This window comes from Pseudomonas peli (assembly GCF_900099645.1).
GTDB lineage: Bacteria > Pseudomonadota > Gammaproteobacteria > Pseudomonadales > Pseudomonadaceae > Aquipseudomonas > Aquipseudomonas peli.
Genome location: NZ_FMTL01000001.1, coordinates 653,834 through 672,247, shown reverse-complemented (window position 1 = coordinate 672,247; position 18,414 = coordinate 653,834). Strand labels below are relative to the sequence as shown.

The following is an 18,414-nucleotide window of genomic DNA, read 5'->3' as shown; positions in this document are numbered from 1 at the left end:
CCTTTTCTAGCCCGCCCCGTGCGGGCTTTTTTATGCCCGGAGATTGGCATGGCGATCAACCGCACTGATGTGAAATTGCTGAAGTCTCAGCGCCTGACTGATGAGGATGATGGGGGCGGTCGCGCTACTGGCGCGGCGGTGATCGATGGCGAGGTTAACAACCTGTTCCCCGATATCAGCCGGATGGACCGCACCACTGGCCGCATCAACCTGCGCAAGGTGTTTGCCGGCGTGATGACCAGCAACAGCGATGCCTACCTTGGTACGCATGGCATCGTGACGCAGCCGCCTGCAGATCAGCGCGTGAGCGTGCTGCTGTTCAATACCGGCAGCCAGACTGATGTGCGGGCCAATGCCCGCGATGCCATTGAAAGCTACGTGGCAGCGGCCTCGGCGGCGCAGTTTGATTTGCTGGGTACTCAGCTGGCAGGGCAGCGTGCGATTGCCTGCGTGCAGCGTGAGGATCGGCGCGTGCCTGAGGTGGGCGATGTGTTCCAGCTGGTGACCGCCTCCCATCAGCAGTACGTGCGGTTGTCTGGGGTTGAGTCGCGGCTTGAGCAATTCACCTTCGACTATGGCAACGGCAACTTTGTGAACTTCACCCTGCGCCGGCTCGATCTATCCATCACCGCGCCGCTGCTCAATGAGTTCCCTGGTGGTCAGCCCAGCCCTGCTGGCACCAGTTCCACTAGCCTGGATGGCAAGACAAAGGCCCGCGTGCTGAGCACGCAGATTGCCGATGCGGCGCGCTACTACGGGATCAGCCCATTGGCTGAGGCCGTGGCTCAGGGCGCGCTCAGCCTCAAGGTTAAATCGGTCTACAGCCAGTTGGTGCCGAGCACCACCAAGGAATCACCGCTGGTTGATGTGCTGGGTGGCTATCAGCGCCAGGTGTATATCGCCGCTGGTCCCGCGCGAAACATCAGCCTGACAGTAGCGGCCGGTGCCGTGGTGGGCGAGTCGCATACGTTCCTGGGTACTGGCTGCGCGCCGGGATCGCTGACGCTTACGTTCAACGGCGGCACCTATGCCGATGACAGCAAGGGCGGCTTGCGCTTTGTCAGTGGCAGCAACTGGATGAGCAGTGGCCGGGTGGATTACCAGACCGGTGAGCTGACGCTGATCCGCACTGGCAGTAGTTTGACCGGTAGTGGCAGCGCCACCTATAGCCCAGGTGCTGCGGCCACTGGTGAAACCATCACTGGTGAAATTGAGGTCACGCTGGGCAACCGTGGTTATGTGTACACGCTGAATCTGTCTAGCGCAGTGCCGCGCCCCGGCACCTTGTCTGTGAGCTTTATGGCGCTGGGCAAGTGGTATGAGCTGCGTGATACCGGCGACGGCCTGCTGGTGGGTGAGGGCGCGGGCACCGTGAGCTTTGCCACGGGCAGTGTGTCGCTGACCCTCAACGCGCTGCCTGATGTTGGCAGTGCGCTGATCTACAGCTACATCAGCGCGGCCGACAACGCCATTGTGCAGCGCGCGGGCGGCAGCGTGACGCCGGTACTTGAGGTGCGGCATACCCTGCCTGAGGGTGGTGTGCTGCCTGGCTCGGTGTCGATCAGCTTCACTGCCGGAACGCCTCGCACCCTGACCGACAACGGGCAGGGTGTACTGAGCGGAACGGGTGGCAGCGGCACCATTGCCTATGCAACCGGCGAGGTCGTGATGCTGCTGAGCGCCACCCCTGCCAGCGGCATTGTGTACAGCTATGAGGTGGGCACAACGCTGAGCAGCCCGATCAACGTGAGCAGTGATGGCAGCGGCATGGCCAGCTTCACGTTGCCGGGTGCACCATTCAAACCCGGCAGTGTGCGGGTGGATTGGCTGACTACACAGCGCCAGGCCGCGCCGGCTGTTAACTGGTCTGTAATCGAAAGCGGCAGCTCGCTGCCTGTTTACGATGGCCAGCGCGATATCGCCCAGGCCGCGAATGACAATGGCGCGGGCGGTTGGCAGGGTGGCCGGGTTGGCACCATCAACTACACCACCGGGGCCTGCACCCTGCAGGTGGCTCAGCTGTATGACTACAAAGAGCACACCTACACCCGTGTGCGTACCTCAGCGTTTGGCGCCACTGAGCCGGTGCTGGTCACCACCAATGTGCCGACCCGTGAACAGTTCGGTGGCACGCTGACAGTGACCGCGCAGGCGGCAAGCGTGAGTGCCACGCCGCAAACCAGCAGCCAGGCGCAGCCGCCGATTACGGTGAACCTGTTGCCGGGGGTGGCTGAGGCGATTGTGCCGGGCTCGTTGTTGTTCAGCTGGAACGGTTCGGTGTATTGCGACCGCTCGGGGATTCTGTACCGGGACGTGGCCACCAACACCAACGGTGGTGTGGCGGTGGGGACGGTCAACTATGCCGCCCGGACGGCCACCCTCAGCAGCTATGGCGGCAACGCCAGCGGGGCTGTGTCGGTGCTGGCCTGCCTCACGGCGGCCGTTGGGTTTAGCGTGACCTCGGTAACCTTCAGAACACCAGGTGCACCGCTGCGGGCCGGCAGTATGCAGCTCACTGTGGTACGTACGGATACTGCCGAAGTAGTCACGGCCTCGGCCGGGCTGAACGGGGATTTTGCCAGCGGCATCATCCATGGTCGTGTTGACGCGAGCACGGGCATTGCGCGGCTGGTGTTCACCTCTGACCCCGACGACGACACGGGCGCCAGTGATGTACCGGTGATCCCGCTGCTGCTGCGCTACAACGCCGTGGTGCAAACTCGCCTGCCGCTGGATGCTCGCCTGCTGGGGTTGGACCCGGTGCGCCTGCCATCTGATGGGCGTGTGCCGATCTACCGCGACGGCGATGTGATGGTGATTCACCACACCGCCGAAACCGCTGTGGCCAGCCCTGTGCCAGGTGGCACGGTGTCGCTTGCACGGCAGCAACAGCAGGACATCGAAGTGGTTGATGGCAGTGGTGTGGTGCTGCGTGCAGCCTCTTTCACCGCTGACCGCGTGTTGGGCACGGTGACCTGGGCAAACCCGCTGGTGATGCAGGATGAGGAAGGCAACCCGGTAGGCCTACCGCTGATCATTCGTGATCGTGTTGAGCACATGACGCTTTGCACCGAGGTGCAGATCACCGGATTGCTGGGCCTCAGCTCGCCGCTGCCGTGGGATTTGCCTGCCGATGAAACCCAGGTGTCCAGTGCTGTTGCCTGGGGTGACCTGCAGGCGCGGGTGCATAACTGGTTTACCCAGCAGACCTGGAGCCAGGGCGCGCCGAACTGGACGGATGCGCCAATCGGCAACACCACAACCGCGCAATACAACAGCCTGACCTACCCGCAGCTCATCACCAACGCGGGCGGTATCGATGGTCGCTGGGCGTTGGTGTTCACCAGCTCCACCGCTTTTCAGGTGGTTGAGGAAAAGCTTGGGGTTATCTCCACGGGCACCATCAGCAGCGACTGCTCGCCCGTAAACGCCCTGACCGGTGAGCCGTATTTCACCATCCGCTTTCAGGGTTGGGGCTCCGGCTGGGCGGCGGGTAATGCGGTGCGGTTCAACACCGACTCGGCCCTTGGGCCTATGTGGGTGATCCGCACGGTGATCAGCGGGCAGGGCACGGTGGATGATGACAAGTTCGAGTTGCAGATCAGGGGGGATGCAGACTGATGGCTACCGTCTATCACCGCGATGACAGTGGGGCGCCTACTTTTGCGTTCTCGACCAGCGGCACAAGCAGCGCGCACTTTGCTGCACTGAAGACGATCCTCAAGGCGTGCTTGGTGTCTGGCTACGGTAGCAAACCCGCTGCCGGCTGGGCACTGATCGCTGAGGGTGATCGGTTTCTGGTGCTGCGCAACGGGACCTCAAGCGGTTTTGTGTGCTTTACCTGGGTTGCTGCGACCTCGTATTTCATCATTCACCTTGCCGCGACATTCACGGGTATGTCCGGTGATGTGATGACGGGGGCTGGGCTTAAATCGGGAACGGATGCGGCGGGCAGTGCCAACCAGCACCGTATGTGGAACTCGGTTCTGGCGAACTCATCGGCCAATAGCACTTGGTATTTGGTGGCGGATAACAAGACTTTTTACTTCCAGGGGAGTGGAGGCTTCAGTCTGTTTGAGTATGCGGCCTCGGACTTTGGTGCGATGAACCCGCTTTATGTCGGAGAGGACAGCGCCGGCAATTTCATAGCCATGGGGGGGCAGAACACAAACGGCACTCAGCCTCGGGCCTACTTTGGGCCTGAGGGAGTAACGGTACTGCGTAACCCCGCAACCGGATTGCTGGTTGATACCGGGTCGATTGTTGTTGTGGCACCTGGCCTTCGCTTGACTACCAACGCCAATACCGGCGTTGCCTCGCTCGGGGCTGCGCACATCATTCCGCTTCTTGAAGCACCTTTGTGCCCTGTTAGATGGGGAGCGTCGGTGCTGGCTGGGCGGTTGCGTGGCCAGGCGCTTTGCCCTTTGGTGTCGATGTATTTCCCTTCGCCAGCGGCTCAGAGCCTGGGGCATGTTGGGCCGCTGAACTCTCGAAACCTGAACACGCCCCTGCCGCTAGGCGGTGCGTACACGTATTTCATGGGCGTCGCTTTTGACGGCTCACCCACGCGAATCGTGACAAACAACCCGGAGTTCTGGTGATGGCGACAGCATCGGTTGCGTTGGTTTTGGCGCTGCCTGTTGTCGTGCCCCCGCGTGCAACGCTGAAGTTTCGAGTATTGCGCGAGGGGGTAGTGACGCCAGGGGTTAAGACGCTGTTTCTGTATCGCGGGTGGGGTTCGGTAGCCACGTTGGCGATGGTGTTCCAAACGCTCGATGGCGAATGGACCCGTGCCGAGCAATTCGACCTGGCCACGTTGCTGGCACAGGGCGAATGGTTGGTGGCCGGTGAGGATCTGGCAGCGCCACGCAGAACGCGGGCCACTTACCTGGCGTTCACCGAATCAGCAGAACTGACCTTTGACATCACCTCTGGCGAGGGCGGGGTAGTCGGTGAGCCGGCTACCCTGGCCGCGCAGGTACGGGTGGATCAGCAGCCTGCAGGGCGTGAGGTGGTTGTGATTGAGCGGCCACTGGATGGCCAGTGGCGTGTGGCCGGGTACGGCCTGACTGTTGATGGTGAGGCTGAGCTGGAGCTGCGAGTCGCGGGTGGGCTGTGCTATGCCGTGGCGGTGGATGATTGGGGTGTGCTGTATAGCCCGACCTTAGCCGTTACCGTTGGGCAAACAATCCGGCCAACGCTGTTCACCGGCTGGCTGTACCGAGTCACTGAAGCCGGCACCCTGCCGGCTACTGAGCCTGAGTGGTGGCCAGCCGATGGCGATAACGCGGCGCGCCTGATCGGCACTGCCCGCGCCATTGCAGTTCGCTACTACGCACCCATTGGCCATGGGCCTGTGCCTGTTGAGGTGATTTGATGCTGACAATGCGAGTAGGGGGCAGCTGGTCTAAAGCGCGCCCAGCCTCGGCGCGGCCGGCTGCTTTGCCTTGGGACGGCACCACGGCGCTGGTGGTAGAGGCTCAGGCAGCCTGGCGGCGCGCAGTGGGGCATGACCTTGAGGCTGCAGCTGGTTGGAGTGCGGTGCCGTCCAGGGATCGGGCAAGCGTTCAGGGGTGGGGCCAGGCCGGCGCAGCTGACTGTGAGCAGCTGGCTGGCCTGTGGGGCGCGGTGCCGGCGAAGGATTGCGGGGTGGTGGGGCGTTGGGATCACACCATCAGGCCGCGTGATGTGCGCTTGCGGCTGATCTACAACCCGATGCCGGCGCGTAAGGATGTACAGGTGGGCTGCCCCAGTCGGCGGGTCGACGATTATGGGCCACGGCGTAATGCAGCAGCGGCAGTGCAGGCCAGCTTGTATGTGCCTGGGCCTGGCCCGCTGGCATTCAACTTTGGTGGGCGGCCGTACTTCCCGCCCACCTCGCCGTTGGTGTTCTTCAGCTTTCAGTACATGCCTCCAGCGCCGCGTATTCAGCCGGTTGATAGTTCCAGCCGGGTGCGTTGGCAAGATGCACGCCGACTGAACGCTCAGGCGCGGTTGCCGTGGGGCAGGGCGCGGGTGCTCGATGGCCCGCTGACCGGCATTGAATATGTGGACTACCCCGGCCCGGTCAAGCCGCTGCCTGAGCCGCCTACCGATCCAACCATTCTGGATACCTACATGATTGCCAACACCGTCAACCTGGTGGTGCTGCCATCGCGCACGCCCATTGAAGCGAAAAATGTGCGCATTGGCCTGGATGCCGACAGCTTCAGTTGGAAGTTCAGCGCCGACATTTTCACCAAGGCCGCGCTCGACCTGGTGGCACCTGGTGAGGATGGTGCAAAAGAGATCGAGCTGGATATCAACGGCTGGACGTGGGTGCTGTTGGTGGAAGGTTACAGCCGGCAACTCAAGTTTCCGACCGAGGCCTACAGCATCAAGGGCGCTACGCGCACTCAACTGCTCGCTTCGCCTTACGCGCCATTGCGCACGGGGCTTAACGCTGCGCCGATCACCGCGCGGCAGGCGGCGACGGAGCAGCTGCTGTTCACTGGCTTCAGCATTGTTTGGGACGCAGAGACTGTAGGGCCGGCTGATTGGACGTTCCCGGCCGGTGCGCTCAGCTATCAGAGCCAAACGGCTATGCAGGTGATCGCCCGTATTGCTGAAACGGTTGGCGCGGTGGTGCGGCCGGCGCGTGCTGCTGATGAGCTTGAGGTGCGGCCGCGCTACCCGGTGCCGCCATGGGAGTGGGGGCAGATCGATGCGCCGATTGATCGCATTATCCCGCCTGCAATGATGACCGCCCTCGGCGGGGAGTGGACGCCGCAGCCGGCCTGGAACGCCTGCTATGTGTCGGGCACCAGCCACGGTGTATCCATGCTTGTGCGTCGCGCTGGTACGGCGGGTGATAACCCCGCACCGGATGTGTTCGATGACTGGATCACCGGGCAGGAAGCCAACCGAGCGCGCGGCGTGCATGAGCTGAGCAAGGGCGGGAATATCGAGATTGTTGGCGTCTCAATCCCGCTGTTCCCGTTTGCGGATGACCACGGCGTTGGCTTGGTGCTGCCTGCCCAGCTCTGTCGGGTGCCAGAGGAAAGCGGCGCGTGGGTTGGGCTGTGCCTGGCCGTGGACATAGCCGCTGAGGGCACTGGCGCGAGCCGTGTGCAGCAGCAGCTCCGGTTAGAGAGGCACTTTTAATGGCGACGGTTAACCCTTGGAAGCGCTTTATCGGCCTGCTGCCAGGCGGCGTGCGCACGGTGGCCACCGTCATCAGCATCAACCCAACCGCTGGCATCAGTGAGGTGGAGCTGCGCACCGGCACGCGGGTGACGGTGCGGGGTGTTGATGTGCCTGTGAGCGGCAAGGCTTACATCGCCGATGGGGTGATCACCGGGCCGGCGCCAAGCCTGCCGCACTATGACGTGGATGTTTAAAACCGCATCTAGCTCGGCTCGCGAGTTAGCAGCTCCGTTCTGAGGATGTTGATATCGCGTGGCGCGTCGATGTCGATCCATGCCTTGCCAGGTATGGCGTTGTTGATGCGAATGGTGATGCCCTCTGCCAGTTGTTCAGCCAGGTCGGTTGGGTCGAGACCTGGTGCAGGGAACAACACGAACTCTTCGCCTATACGGCGGGAAATAATCAGTCCCATAAATAGCTTCCTTGCGTAATTGGTGAGCCGCGACCTGCGGCTTTTCAAGCCTAGACCATGCCTGCTTAGTGCGGGCTTTTTGTTGCCTGGCTGTTCTCTAAACCAGGGAGTACAGCCGTTCGGCTTCAAGCCTCAAGCGGGCAGATATCTCCCTGATCTCGTTATAGACCGCCAGCCGTTCCTCGGCCGTGAGTGGTTCACCGGCTAGGTCTGCGGGCGTCAGCTCAAAGTCGACCAGCGCCTCTGCTGCAAAACGGTTTGCCAGTGCCTTTGCCAGCACCTTGCTGGGGAATTTGCTGCGCATAACTACCTCGATCAAACGCCAGCACTATGCCGGCTCACTATGTGGAGACCCCATGGACATCACAGAACAACAATTGCTCCACATCATGCCAAACGCCCGCCGATCAGCGGGCGTTTTTGTACCTGCAATCAACGCAGCCGCCAAGCGCTGGCAGATTAATACCCCGCTGCGCATGGCCGCATTCCTGGCGCAGGTTGGACATGAGTCCGGCCAGCTGCAGTGGACGCGCGAGCTGGGCAACAACGCTTACCTGGCCAAGTATGACACCGGGCCACTGGCCGAGCGCCTGGGCAACACGCCCGAGGCGGATGGTGATGGCCAGTTGTATCGCGGGCGTGGGCTGATCCAGATCACCGGCCGCTTCAACTATCTCAAATGCAGCCTGGCCCTGTTCAGCGATGAGCGCCTGCTGCGTGAGCCGCAGCTGTTGGAACAGCCGGAGTGGGCGGCGCAATCGGCTGGCTGGTTCTGGTGGATCAAGGAACTGAACACCCTGGCTGATCAGGGCCGGTTCACTGATATCACCCGCAAGATCAACGGCGGCCAGAACGGCGCAGCAGATCGCCGCGAGCTGTGGCTGCGGGCAAGCAAGGTGCTGGTATGAGCATCGTTGATCTGATTCCCGGTTCACCGCGCACCTGGTTGCTGGGCGCATTTTTGGTTGTGGTGTTCGGCGCCGGCTGGGCTGCCAACGGCTGGCGGCTGGGTAAACAACTGGCGATGGCTGAGAAAACCCATAGCGACACCTTGGGCGAAATCGCCCGCGCGGCTGCTCACCAGGTGCGCGCACAAATGGATGCCCGCGTGCTGCTCGAGCAGCAGCTGGCTGAACTTGACTCAACCCAACACAAGGAACTGACAGATGCACAAGCTGAAAACGAAAGGCTGCGCCGGCTTTATTCTGGCGCTGATGCTGAGCGCAAGCGGCTGCGCATCGAAGTCCGAGTTGCCGAAGCTGACCGAGTCGTGTCCGCCACCCCCGGCGCCGGCAGCGTGGGCGATGGAGCCCGCGTCGAACTCAGTGAGCGAGCTGGATCAGCTGTTTGGGATATCCGCGCCGGAATGATCCGCGATCAGAAGAAACTCGAGTACCTGCAAGGCTACGTCCGGACGCTGACCGGCCAGACCGCTACAACCCCGTAATCCCTCCGTAAGAAAAGAGCGACCCGCCCAGGTGTTACAGCACCCGGGCAGGCCACTCGACCCGCAGCCATTCCTGCAAGCCAAGCCAAGGCTCTCACTCCGTGCACGAAGCGGGGGAGAGCCTAGCACCTGTTTATTTATACAGTAAAGGTTTGCATTCTATGACCAGTCCTATCATCCCTTGGATGGGTGGCAAACGCCGCCTAGCCGACCGCCTTATCCCGCTGTTCCCTCCCCACGAATGCTACGTCGAAGTCTTTGCCGGCGGTGCTGCGCTGTTCTTCCTGCGGCCGCAGCCTGCGCCAGTGGAAGTGTTGAACGATATCAACGGCGACTTGGTGTCGCTGTATCGGGTGGTGCAGAACCACGTCGAGGAGTTCGTGCGGCAGTTCAAGTGGGCGCTATCCAGTCGGCAGCTCTTCGAGTGGCAGAAGATCACGCGCCCGGAAACCCTTACCGACATCCAGCGCGCCGCACGTTTCTTCTACCTGCAGCACCATGCCTTCGGCGGCAAGGTCAGCGGGCAAACCTTCGGTACCGCGACGACAGGCCCGGCACCGAACATCATGCGCATCGAGGAGAACCTGTCTGCGGCCTGGCAGCGCCTGGCCGGTGTGTACGTGGAGAACCTGCCCTGGCTTGAATGCGCTGAGCGCTACGACCGCGCCCACACCTTTCACTACATGGATCCGCCGTACTGGCAGACCGCAGGCTATGGCGTCGACTTCCCCTATGAAAACTACGAACGCATGGCCGACTTTATGCGGCGCTGCAAAGGCAAGGTGATGGTCAGCATCAACGACCACCCCGATATCCGCCGGGCGTTCGATGGCTTCCATATGGAGCAGCTCGATATCCGCTACAGCTGCACCAACCAGCGCCAGGGCGTGGCTGAAACCACGGGCGAGCTGGTGATTATGAACTGGGTGCCGGCCTCGCTCGGTGGTCTGTTTGATGGCGTCTGATTCGCTTGCTATGCCTCGGCACCAGAGCGTTACTGGTGCCAACGGAAACCACAAAGGAAACAACAATGAACCTGCTCGAGCACCTCCAGCCCCTGCCCACCGAACTGCTGAACGCCATGGCGAAAGGGGAGGTGGATACCCAGGCCATTGCCGCGCAGCTGATGGCAAGTCGCGGGCTGGATCGGGAAGGGAAATGGGTGGGGTTTGAAAAGGCGAAAGAGGCGTGGAGGGTATAGCCGCTTTGTTTGGGCCGCCGCCCGATTCAATAAAAGGGCGGCGGATCAATCAATGGCATATCAGTCTAAGGTAAATGCGATGGCGTGTTCTGCTTGCTGTATCGAAGGCGCCGGCATAGCCATGCGTAAGCTCTCACGGTATTGCTCTGCAGATGCTTCATGAATGACCTCAACCGCAGCGTCATAGTTTTCGCGGATCACAGTCTCAATTTCAGCAATATCTGCTCTGAAGAACTCTTTGCGGCCGTTTACCTTGTTAAGGCGGCCAGCGGCGAAGCGCTCATGCAGCTTTGCTTCGAGGGCTGGAGCGTTATCTGAAAAGACCATAGCGTGAACATCAAACCAGAACGGTACTGATGCATCCCCTAGTTCGTCGACGCGCTCCATGGGCTCTAGACGCCGGGTCATACCGATTTTGTAAACGCCTTCGCCAAAAGCGCCCACGTTCGAGATCACGTAAACGTAACCGGCTTTGGCATTCTGCTCGCGATAGTCAATAAGCTTCTCTTCACTCTCAAGCTCAGCTTTGCCAGCTTCTACTTCAGCGACTTTCGCTAATAGTGTTGCGCGTTCTTCTTCATCGGTGGCTTTATCGAGTCGTATTTGAAGGTCTTTGAGCGCGTTAGTGAAGTGCTTGCGCTCTTTGGCGATTTTTTCTCGGGCGGCACGGATTTCCTGCTCTAGCTTTTGCTGCTCGCGCAGCTCTTCACGAACACGCTTAGCTTCCTCCTTCTCTTCCTGCTTTTTGATCTGGAACTCATGTGAAAGGTGTAGCTCATCAAGCTTGAGCTTTAGGTACTTGCTCGACAGCTCAACTGTCATCACCCGGCCAAGGCGGTTGCAGGTTTCGAAGGATTTGAGGATTCGCTTCTCGCCCAGCTCAATGTTGTCGAACTTCACGTTATCAACGCAGTAGTCGGCTTCGTTGTTGAAAGAGCGGATGACCAGCTTGATCATGTCATTAACGAGTTTGCGACCTTCAGCCTTGCTCCCGTTAACCTCCCAGCCCATGTTCCCCGTGGCAGCATCCCCGTTTTTGATCATTGCTTTTTGTTGTTCGCGTACTGCAGCCAGGCGGGCCTTGTAGTCACTGCTTGAGCTCATTTTGAACTTGGGTTCGTAGAGCGCAAAGCTTTCTAGAAGTATCGACTCTTCCAGAACTAGTATCTGGTCAAGCAGCTGGTTGGATCGCTGGGCGAGTTCAGCGATGTTGTTCTCCGCGTTCTTCGCAGTTGAGCGTAGGGTCTGCAGCCTTTGGTTCTCGCGTTCGATTTCGTGTTGGATCTGCAGCGCGTCCATGGCGCCAAACTTATGCGCAAGTGCTTTGACTTGATCGAGCTCGCCTTGAAGTTTAGTCAGCTGCTGTTCAAGTTGTTCAGCGCGCTGCCTGTGAGCTGGTCCTTTGAAGTAATCACTCAGGCTCATCCTTTCTCTCCTTGTTCCTGTACCAATCACTAGTGGCTTGAACCATCCCTGAGTCTGGGTGGTAGGCATGGCTGCACGCACTCTATCACCGGTGCTTGTTGTTGGCTGATGGGTGACGCTTCACATGGCGATAAAATAACTGTATAAAAATACAGTATTTTAAAAGAGCATCCCTCAATGGCCACTGCAATATTCCTGGGCCCCATGGGCAGTTCAGCTATCGAGCTGCCCTTTTTTTCCTTTCGCATTCCGGCTGGCTTCCCAAGCCCGGCGCAGGACCATCTTGAGCACAAGCTTTCTCTGGATGAACTGTTGGATATCGATGCGCCGCACACCTACCTGGTGCGGGTGCTCGGCGACAGCATGACCGGCGTGGGCATCTTTGAGGATGACATCCTCATTGTCAGCAAGGCGCTACCGGTGCAGCACGGCGATATTGTCGTGGCTGAGCTGAACGGCGAAACCTTCGTCAAACGCCTCTCTCGCCAGGGACAGCAATATGTGCTGTGCTCCGAGAACGCCAAGTACCCGCCACGCTATGTGCTCGAAGGCGATGAGCTGCTGATCTGGGGTGTTGTGACTGACAGCCTGCGGCGGCACCGGAACCATGCATGAGCCAGCCATAGCCCTGATCGACTGCAACAGCTTCTACGCCAGTTGCGAGCGCGTCTTCAGGCCTGACCTAAAGCGCACGCCAATCGTGGTGCTGAGCAACAATGACGGCTGTGTGATCGCTCGTTCTGCCGATGCCAAGCCCTACGTGAAGATGGGTGCCCCTTGGTTCGAGATCAAGAATGAGGTTCGCCGCTGGGGCATCGTGCCGTTCTCCAGTAACTACGCGCTGTATGGTGATATCAGCGAGCGCGTGATGACCGTGATTGAAAGCCTGGTGCCCGCGCTTGAGGTGTACAGCATCGATGAGGCCTTTGCAGACCTCACAGGCATGCAGGGATCGCTGGAAGCCATTGGCCGCGATATCCGCGCGCAAGTGCTGCAGCGCACAGGCATACCCACCGGTGTTGGTATCGCCACCACCAAGACGCTGGCCAAGCTGGCGAACTATGCCGCGAAGAAGTGGCAGCAGCAGACCGGTGGTGTGGTTGATATCCGCGATCCGGTGCGCCGCGACAAGCTCTTGAAGGTGACTCCGGTTGAAGAGGTGTGGGGCGTTGGGCGGCGAATGAATGCGCACCTGCAGGGCATGAATATCAAAACGGCCTGGGAGTTATCGCAGGCCGATCCCTGGACCCTGCGCAAGCAATTCAGCGTGGTTATAGAGAAAACGGCCAGAGAACTGCGCGGTACGTCGTGCCTGGCACTGGAGGAGGCCGCGCCGCCAAAGCAGGAAATCTGCTGCAGTCGGGCCTTTGGTAAGCGCCTGCGCGAGATCGGGCCAATCCGTGAGGCAGTTGCCACCTATGCTGCGCGGGCCTGCGAGAAGCTGCGCGTGCAGCATTCACTGACCAAACGGGTAAGGGTCAGCATCAGAACCGGCATGTTCAACCCGGACGAGGTGAAGTACGCCAAGGGCATTATCTGCGAGCTGCCATACCCCACGGACGACACGCGGCTGATTACCCGGGCAGCGGTGACGGCGCTTGATCACCTGTACAGGGACGGCTTCGCCTACGCTAAAGCTGAAATCCTGCTGATGGATCTGCGCAAGCGGGGCGAGTTCACCGATGACCTGTTTGCCGAGACTCAGCCCGCGATCACTGAGCGGGTTATGGATGTGCTCGATGAGATCAATGCCAAGTGGGGAAGGGGCACGCTACGCCCGGGCCGGGTTCCGGTAGCGCCTGAGTGGGGGATGAGGCGCGAGATGATGAGCCCGAGCTATACCACCAGGTGGGATCAGCTGTGGACGGTGAGGGCGGTGTAGGTTTTAGGTGCCAAATAAAGAAGGCCCGGCGTCGTGGGATTACCTACGGCGCCGGGCCTTTTTTTGTGCCTGCGATTTGCAGTCACGGCTATACGTGCTTCAAAGTCATTACGCCAAGATTACGCCAGGCATAAAAAAAGGCCTTGATAATCAAGGCCTTCAGTAAAATCTATGGTGCCCCGGGGGAGACTCGAACTCCCACTTCTTTCGAAAACGGATTTTGAATCCGCCGCGTCTACCGGTTCCGCCACCGGGGCACAATGGCGGCGCAGTATAGGGATGGTGTTGGGGTTGGTCAATCCACTTGCGTGGTCAGAATGCACTATTTCCGGTAAGCTCTGCCGCCCTGCTAGACGACCTCTCCCTGACCATGCGTGTTGCCGACTTCAATTTCGAGCTGCCTGACGCTCTGATTGCCCGCCACCCCCTCGCCGAACGCCGTGCCAGCCGCTTGCTGGTGCTTGATGGGCCGACGGGGGAGCTGGCGCATAAACAATTCAGTGACCTGCTGGATTACCTGCGTCCTGGCGATCTGATGGTGTTCAACAACACTCGGGTGATTCCGGCGCGGCTGTTTGGCCAGAAGGCCTCCGGCGGCAAACTGGAAATTTTGGTTGAACGGGTGTTGGACAGTCAGCGCGTGCTAGCCCATGTGCGTTCGAGCAAATCACCCAAGCCGGGTTCGATCATCCTGATCGACGGCGGTGGCGAAGCCGAAATGGTCGCGCGACACGATGCGCTGTTCGAGCTGCGTTTTGCTGAAGACGTGCTGCCGCTTCTCGAGCGGGTCGGGCATATGCCGCTGCCACCCTATATTGATCGGCCGGACGAGCAAGCGGATCGCGAGCGCTACCAAACGGTATATGCCGACCGAGCTGGCGCTGTTGCGGCACCGACCGCCGGGCTGCATTTTGATCAGCAGCTGCTCGCGGCAATTGCCGAGAAGGGTGTTGAGCAGGCGTTCGTGACCCTCCACGTCGGTGCGGGTACTTTTCAGCCGGTGCGCGTTGAGCGCATCGAAGATCATCACATGCACAGCGAGTGGCTTGAGGTCAGTCAGGATGTGGTCGATGCCGTGGCCGCCTGTCGTGCGCGTGGCGGTCGGGTGATTGCCGTCGGTACGACCAGCGTGCGTTCGCTGGAAAGCGCTGCGCGGGATGGTGTGCTCAAAGCATTCAGTGGTGACACCGATATCTTTATCTATCCAGGCCGGCCGCTGCATGTGGTCGATGCGCTGGTGACCAACTTCCATTTGCCGGAATCGACGCTGCTGATGCTGGTGTCGGCGTTTGCCGGTTACCCGGAAACCATGGCCGCCTATCAGGCGGCGATTGCCGGTGAATACCGTTTTTTCAGTTACGGTGATGCCATGTTCATCACCCGCAACCCCGCGCCGCGCGGGCCAGGGGAACAACTATGACGCGCACGTGCCGCATGTCTTTCGAATTGTTGGCGACTGAGGGCAAGGCGCGTCGTGGCCGGCTGACCTTTCCGCGCGGCGTGGTGGAAACCCCGGCGTTTATGCCGGTGGGCACCTACGGCACGGTCAAGGGCATGCTGCCGCGTGATATCGAGGCGATTGGTGCGCAGATCATCCTCGGCAACACCTTCCACCTGTGGTTGCGTCCTGGCACGGAAGTGATCAAGAAGCACGGCGATCTGCATGACTTTATGCAGTGGCAGGGGCCGATCCTTACCGACTCCGGCGGCTTCCAGGTGTTCAGTCTCGGCGCCATGCGCAAGATCAAGGAGGAGGGCGTGTACTTCGCCTCTCCGGTCGATGGCGCCAAGGTGTTTATGGGGCCGGAAGAGTCGATGCAGGTGCAGCGCGACCTGGGTTCGGACATCGTGATGATTTTCGACGAGTGCACGCCCTATCCGGCCGCGTTCGATGTGGCAAAGCGTTCGATGGAGTTATCGCTGCGCTGGGCCAAGCGCTCTAAAGAGGCGCATGGCGACAGCACGTCGGCGCTATTCGGCATCGTTCAGGGCGGCATGCATGAGGAATTGCGCAAAGTCTCTCTGGATGGCCTAGAGCAGATCGGTTTTGACGGTTATGCCATTGGTGGTCTTTCGGTCGGCGAGCCGAAAGACGAGATGATCAAGGTGCTGGATTACTTGCCGCCGCAATTGCCAGCCGACAAGCCGCGCTACCTGATGGGCGTGGGCAAACCAGAAGACTTGGTGGAAGGCGTGCGCCGCGGTGTGGATATGTTCGACTGCGTGATGCCGACCCGCAATGCGCGCAACGGCCACCTGTTTGTCGACACTGGCGTGCTGAAAATCCGCAATGCCTTCCATAAGCACGACGATTCGCCGCTAGACCCGACGTGCGACTGTTACACCTGCAAACATTTCTCTCGTGCCTATCTGCATCATCTGGATAAATGTGGCGAAATGCTCGGTAGCATGCTCAATACAATCCACAACTTACGGCACTATCAGGTGCTTATGGCTGGTTTGCGCGAGGCTATTCAACAGGGTACATTGGCCGCCTTTGTCGATGCCTTCTATGCCAAACGCGGGCTGCCAACGCCGCCTCTGGATTGATTCCCAACCTTTTAAAGACCCTTGCAACAGGAGTGTTACATGAGCTTTTTTATCCCCGCTGCTTTCGCTGAAGGCGCCGCACCGGCTGCCGGTCCTGCTGGTAGTGGCTTTGAATGGGTGTTTCTGGTCGGCTTTCTGGTCATCTTCTATCTGATGATTTGGCGCCCACAGGCCAAGCGTGCCAAAGAGCACAAAGGTCTGATCAGCGGCCTGCAGAAAGGTGATGAAGTGGTAACCAGCGGTGGTATCGCCGGCAAGGTGTCGAAGGTTTCCGATGACTTCGTGGTAATCGAGGTGTCCGACACCGTCGAGCTGAAAATTCAGAAAGTGGCGATTGCCGCCTCGCTGCCCAAGGGCACGCTGAAAGCGATCTAAGCAATACACCTTTACCATTCGACGGGGCGCTTAATGCGCCCCGCGTCATAACGGGCGGCGTCATGCTCAACAAATTTCCCCTCTGGAAGTACCTGCTGATTCTGGCTGTGCTGGCAATCGGTACTATTTATTCCTTGCCCAATCTGTACCCGGATGATCCGGCGATCCAGATCAGTGGCAACAGCTCCGCCATGCGCGTCGAGCAGGCCGACCTAGATCGCGCCAGTCGTGCACTGGAAGCGGCTGGTATCAGTGTCAAAGCTGTCAGTGTGGCTGATCAGGGCCGCGCCGGCCTGCTGCGTTTGAATAACGCTGAAGACCAACTGCCAGCCAAAGATCTGGTGCGTAAGGCTTTGAGCGATGAGTTCGTAGTGGCGCTCAACCTGGCGCAAACCACGCCGGACTGGCTGCGCAACCTGGGCGGTAGCCCAATGAAACTCGGTCTGGACTTGTCCGGTGGTGTGCACTTCCTGATGGAAGTGGACATGGACAAGGCCCTTGATGCGCGCCGCAAGGTCTACGAAGGCGAGGTCAAGAGCCTGCTGCGCAAAGAGCGCGTGCGTTATCGCAGCCTGCCTGAGCTGGATGGTGCCATCCAGCTCGGCTTTGCCGATGAAGCGACGCTGGAAAAAGCCCAGCAGCTGATTCGCAAGGACTTTACCGATTTTGACATGACCACTGTGCAGCGTGGTGGGCAGCAAGTGCTGCGTTTGGCATTGACTCAGGCCAAGCTGGTCGAAATTCGCGAATATTCAATCAAGCAAAACTTGACCACCGTGCGTAACCGGGTCAATGAGCTGGGCGTTGCTGAGCCGCTGGTGCAGCGTCAGGGTGCCAACCGTATCGTGGTTGAACTGCCAGGCGTGCAGGACACCGCCGAAGCCAAGCGTATTCTCGGCAAGACCGCCAACCTGGAGTTCCGTCTGGCCGCCGAGCCAGATGCAGCCAAGGCTGCGACCGAAAGCTTCGAGTTCCGCGAGGAGGGCCGTCCGCCAGCCCAGCTAGAGCGTGATCTGATCATCACTGGTGACCAGGTGACCGATGCCCAGGCCAGCTTCGATGAGAACGGCAGCCCGCAGGTGAATATCCGTCTGGATGGACGCGGTGGTGACCTGATGAACCGCGCGACCCGCAATAATGTCGGGCGCAGCATGGCGGTGATCTTTATCGAGCAGAGGCCGGTTACCCGTCATGTACGTCAGGTGGTTGATGGCGTCGAGAAAGAAGTCGAGCTGCAGACCTTCGTCGAAGAGAAGAAGATCATCAGTCTGGCCACCATTCAGTCGCCGCTGGGTAGCCAGTTCCGCATTACCGGGCTGGATGGCCAGGGTGAGTCGTCTGAACTGGCCCTGCTGCTGCGCGCCGGTGGTCTGGCTGCGCCGATGTACTTCGCTGAAGAGCGCACCATCGGCCCGAGCCTGGGTGCTGACAACATCACCAAGGGTATTGATGCTTCGCTGTGGGGCATGCTGTTTGTATCGCTGTTTATCATTGCGATCTACCGCTTCTTCGGGGTGCTGGCGACCATCGCTCTGGGCATGAACATGGTGCTGCTGCTGGCGCTGATGTCATTGCTCAGCGCCACGCTGACCCTGCCGGGTATCGCCGGTATCGTGCTGACCATGGGTATGGCGGTGGACGCCAACGTGCTGATCTTCTCGCGTATTCGTGAAGAGATTGCCAATGGTATGTCGATCCAGCGGGCCATTCACGAAGGGTTTGATCGTGCTTATACAGCGATTCTCGATGCCAACCTGACCACGTTGCTGGTGGGTGGCATTCTGTTTGCCATGGGTACTGGGCCGGTCAAGGGCTTCGCCGTGACCATGTCGCTGGGCATTCTTACTTCGATGTTTACCGCCATTCTGGTGACTCGCGCGATGGTCAATCTGACCTGTGGTGGGCGTGACTTCAAGAAGCTGTGGGTCTAAGGGGTT

General features: G+C 59.9%; 18 protein-coding genes and 1 tRNA gene. 15 read left to right on the top strand and 4 right to left on the bottom strand.

Annotated features, from left to right (window positions below; translation table 11 throughout):
* The first annotated feature begins 48 nt into the window (after positions 1–48).
* The 5 genes from BLO50_RS03325 (at position 49) to BLO50_RS03305 (ending at position 7,379) form a co-directional block, all read left to right on the top strand.
* On the top strand, positions 49–3,621 hold the full coding sequence (locus tag BLO50_RS03325; RefSeq protein WP_090248674.1) for a hypothetical protein: 3,573 nt from the start codon (positions 49–51) through the stop codon (positions 3,619–3,621).
* A complete protein-coding gene (locus BLO50_RS03320) occupies positions 3,621–4,601 on the top strand; it encodes a hypothetical protein (protein ID WP_090248673.1) in 981 nt (326 codons plus the stop codon). Before BLO50_RS03325 ends, BLO50_RS03320 begins: the two co-directional genes overlap by 1 nt.
* Before the next feature lie 92 nt (positions 4,602–4,693).
* Positions 4,694–5,377 (top strand): hypothetical protein, encoded by a 684-nt coding sequence (locus tag BLO50_RS03315; RefSeq protein ID WP_143003795.1) that lies wholly within the window; start codon positions 4,694–4,696, stop codon positions 5,375–5,377.
* Positions 5,377–7,143, top strand: coding sequence for a hypothetical protein (locus BLO50_RS03310; protein WP_090248670.1), 1,767 nt, complete (start codon positions 5,377–5,379; stop codon positions 7,141–7,143). The genes BLO50_RS03315 and BLO50_RS03310 overlap by 1 nt, the downstream gene beginning before the upstream one ends.
* Entirely contained in the window at positions 7,143–7,379 is a 237-nt protein-coding gene (locus BLO50_RS03305; RefSeq protein ID WP_090248668.1) for a hypothetical protein, read from the top strand. Before BLO50_RS03310 ends, BLO50_RS03305 begins: the two co-directional genes overlap by 1 nt.
* A gap of 8 nt (positions 7,380–7,387) precedes the next feature.
* On the opposite strand, the gene BLO50_RS03300 is transcribed toward BLO50_RS03305, so the two are convergent.
* Entirely contained in the window at positions 7,388–7,597 is a 210-nt protein-coding gene (locus BLO50_RS03300; protein ID WP_090248666.1) for a carbon storage regulator, read from the bottom strand.
* Positions 7,598–7,694: 97 nt separating this feature from the next.
* A complete protein-coding gene (locus BLO50_RS03295) occupies positions 7,695–7,901 on the bottom strand; it encodes a hypothetical protein (RefSeq protein WP_090248665.1) in 207 nt (68 codons plus the stop codon).
* 52 nt (positions 7,902–7,953) lie between these two features.
* Between BLO50_RS03295 and BLO50_RS03290 the strand changes: the two genes are divergently transcribed.
* The 4 genes from BLO50_RS03290 (at position 7,954) to BLO50_RS21780 (ending at position 10,245) form a co-directional block, all read left to right on the top strand.
* Entirely contained in the window at positions 7,954–8,505 is a 552-nt protein-coding gene (locus tag BLO50_RS03290) for a glycoside hydrolase family 19 protein (RefSeq protein ID WP_090248664.1), read from the top strand.
* Positions 8,502–9,044 (top strand): lysis system i-spanin subunit Rz, encoded by a 543-nt coding sequence (locus tag BLO50_RS03285; RefSeq protein WP_090248663.1) that lies wholly within the window; start codon positions 8,502–8,504, stop codon positions 9,042–9,044. The genes BLO50_RS03290 and BLO50_RS03285 overlap by 4 nt, the downstream gene beginning before the upstream one ends.
* 161 nt (positions 9,045–9,205) lie before the next feature.
* Positions 9,206–10,009, top strand: coding sequence for a DNA adenine methylase (locus BLO50_RS03280; protein ID WP_090248661.1), 804 nt, complete (start codon positions 9,206–9,208; stop codon positions 10,007–10,009).
* 65 nt (positions 10,010–10,074) lie between these two features.
* Complete coding sequence (locus tag BLO50_RS21780) at positions 10,075–10,245, top strand: hypothetical protein (RefSeq protein WP_167354422.1); 171 nt, start codon at positions 10,075–10,077, stop codon at positions 10,243–10,245.
* A 60-nt stretch (positions 10,246–10,305) separates the two neighbouring features.
* On the opposite strand, the gene BLO50_RS03275 is transcribed toward BLO50_RS21780, so the two are convergent.
* A complete protein-coding gene (locus BLO50_RS03275; protein ID WP_090248659.1) occupies positions 10,306–11,670 on the bottom strand; it encodes an SNIPE associated domain-containing protein in 1,365 nt (454 codons plus the stop codon).
* Between the two features lie 177 nt (positions 11,671–11,847).
* On the opposite strand from BLO50_RS03275, the gene BLO50_RS03270 reads away from it, so the two are divergent.
* Positions 11,848–12,285: a LexA family protein gene (locus BLO50_RS03270; protein ID WP_090248657.1), complete on the top strand. Its 438-nt coding sequence runs from the start codon at positions 11,848–11,850 to the stop codon at positions 12,283–12,285.
* Entirely contained in the window at positions 12,278–13,552 is a 1,275-nt protein-coding gene (gene umuC, locus BLO50_RS03265; protein ID WP_090248656.1) for a translesion error-prone DNA polymerase V subunit UmuC, read from the top strand. Before BLO50_RS03270 ends, umuC begins: the two co-directional genes overlap by 8 nt.
* Before the next feature lie 172 nt (positions 13,553–13,724).
* Here the strand turns inward: umuC and BLO50_RS03260 are convergent.
* Positions 13,725–13,809, bottom strand: a tRNA-Leu gene (locus BLO50_RS03260).
* A 113-nt stretch (positions 13,810–13,922) separates the two neighbouring features.
* Here BLO50_RS03260 and queA point away from each other — a divergent pair.
* The 4 genes from queA (at position 13,923) to secD (ending at position 18,408) form a co-directional block, all read left to right on the top strand.
* Complete coding sequence (gene queA, locus BLO50_RS03255) at positions 13,923–14,972, top strand: tRNA preQ1(34) S-adenosylmethionine ribosyltransferase-isomerase QueA (RefSeq protein WP_090251192.1); 1,050 nt, start codon at positions 13,923–13,925, stop codon at positions 14,970–14,972.
* Between the two features lie 14 nt (positions 14,973–14,986).
* Entirely contained in the window at positions 14,987–16,102 is a 1,116-nt protein-coding gene (gene tgt / locus BLO50_RS03250) for a tRNA guanosine(34) transglycosylase Tgt (protein WP_167354421.1), read from the top strand.
* Between the two features lie 39 nt (positions 16,103–16,141).
* The gene (gene yajC / locus BLO50_RS03245) at positions 16,142–16,477 is read left to right on the top strand and encodes a preprotein translocase subunit YajC (RefSeq protein ID WP_090248652.1); all 336 of its coding nucleotides are present in this window, start codon (positions 16,142–16,144) and stop codon (positions 16,475–16,477) included.
* Between the two features lie 62 nt (positions 16,478–16,539).
* On the top strand, positions 16,540–18,408 hold the full coding sequence (secD, locus tag BLO50_RS03240) for a protein translocase subunit SecD (protein WP_090248651.1): 1,869 nt from the start codon (positions 16,540–16,542) through the stop codon (positions 18,406–18,408).
* The last annotated feature ends 6 nt before the right edge of the window (positions 18,409–18,414 follow it).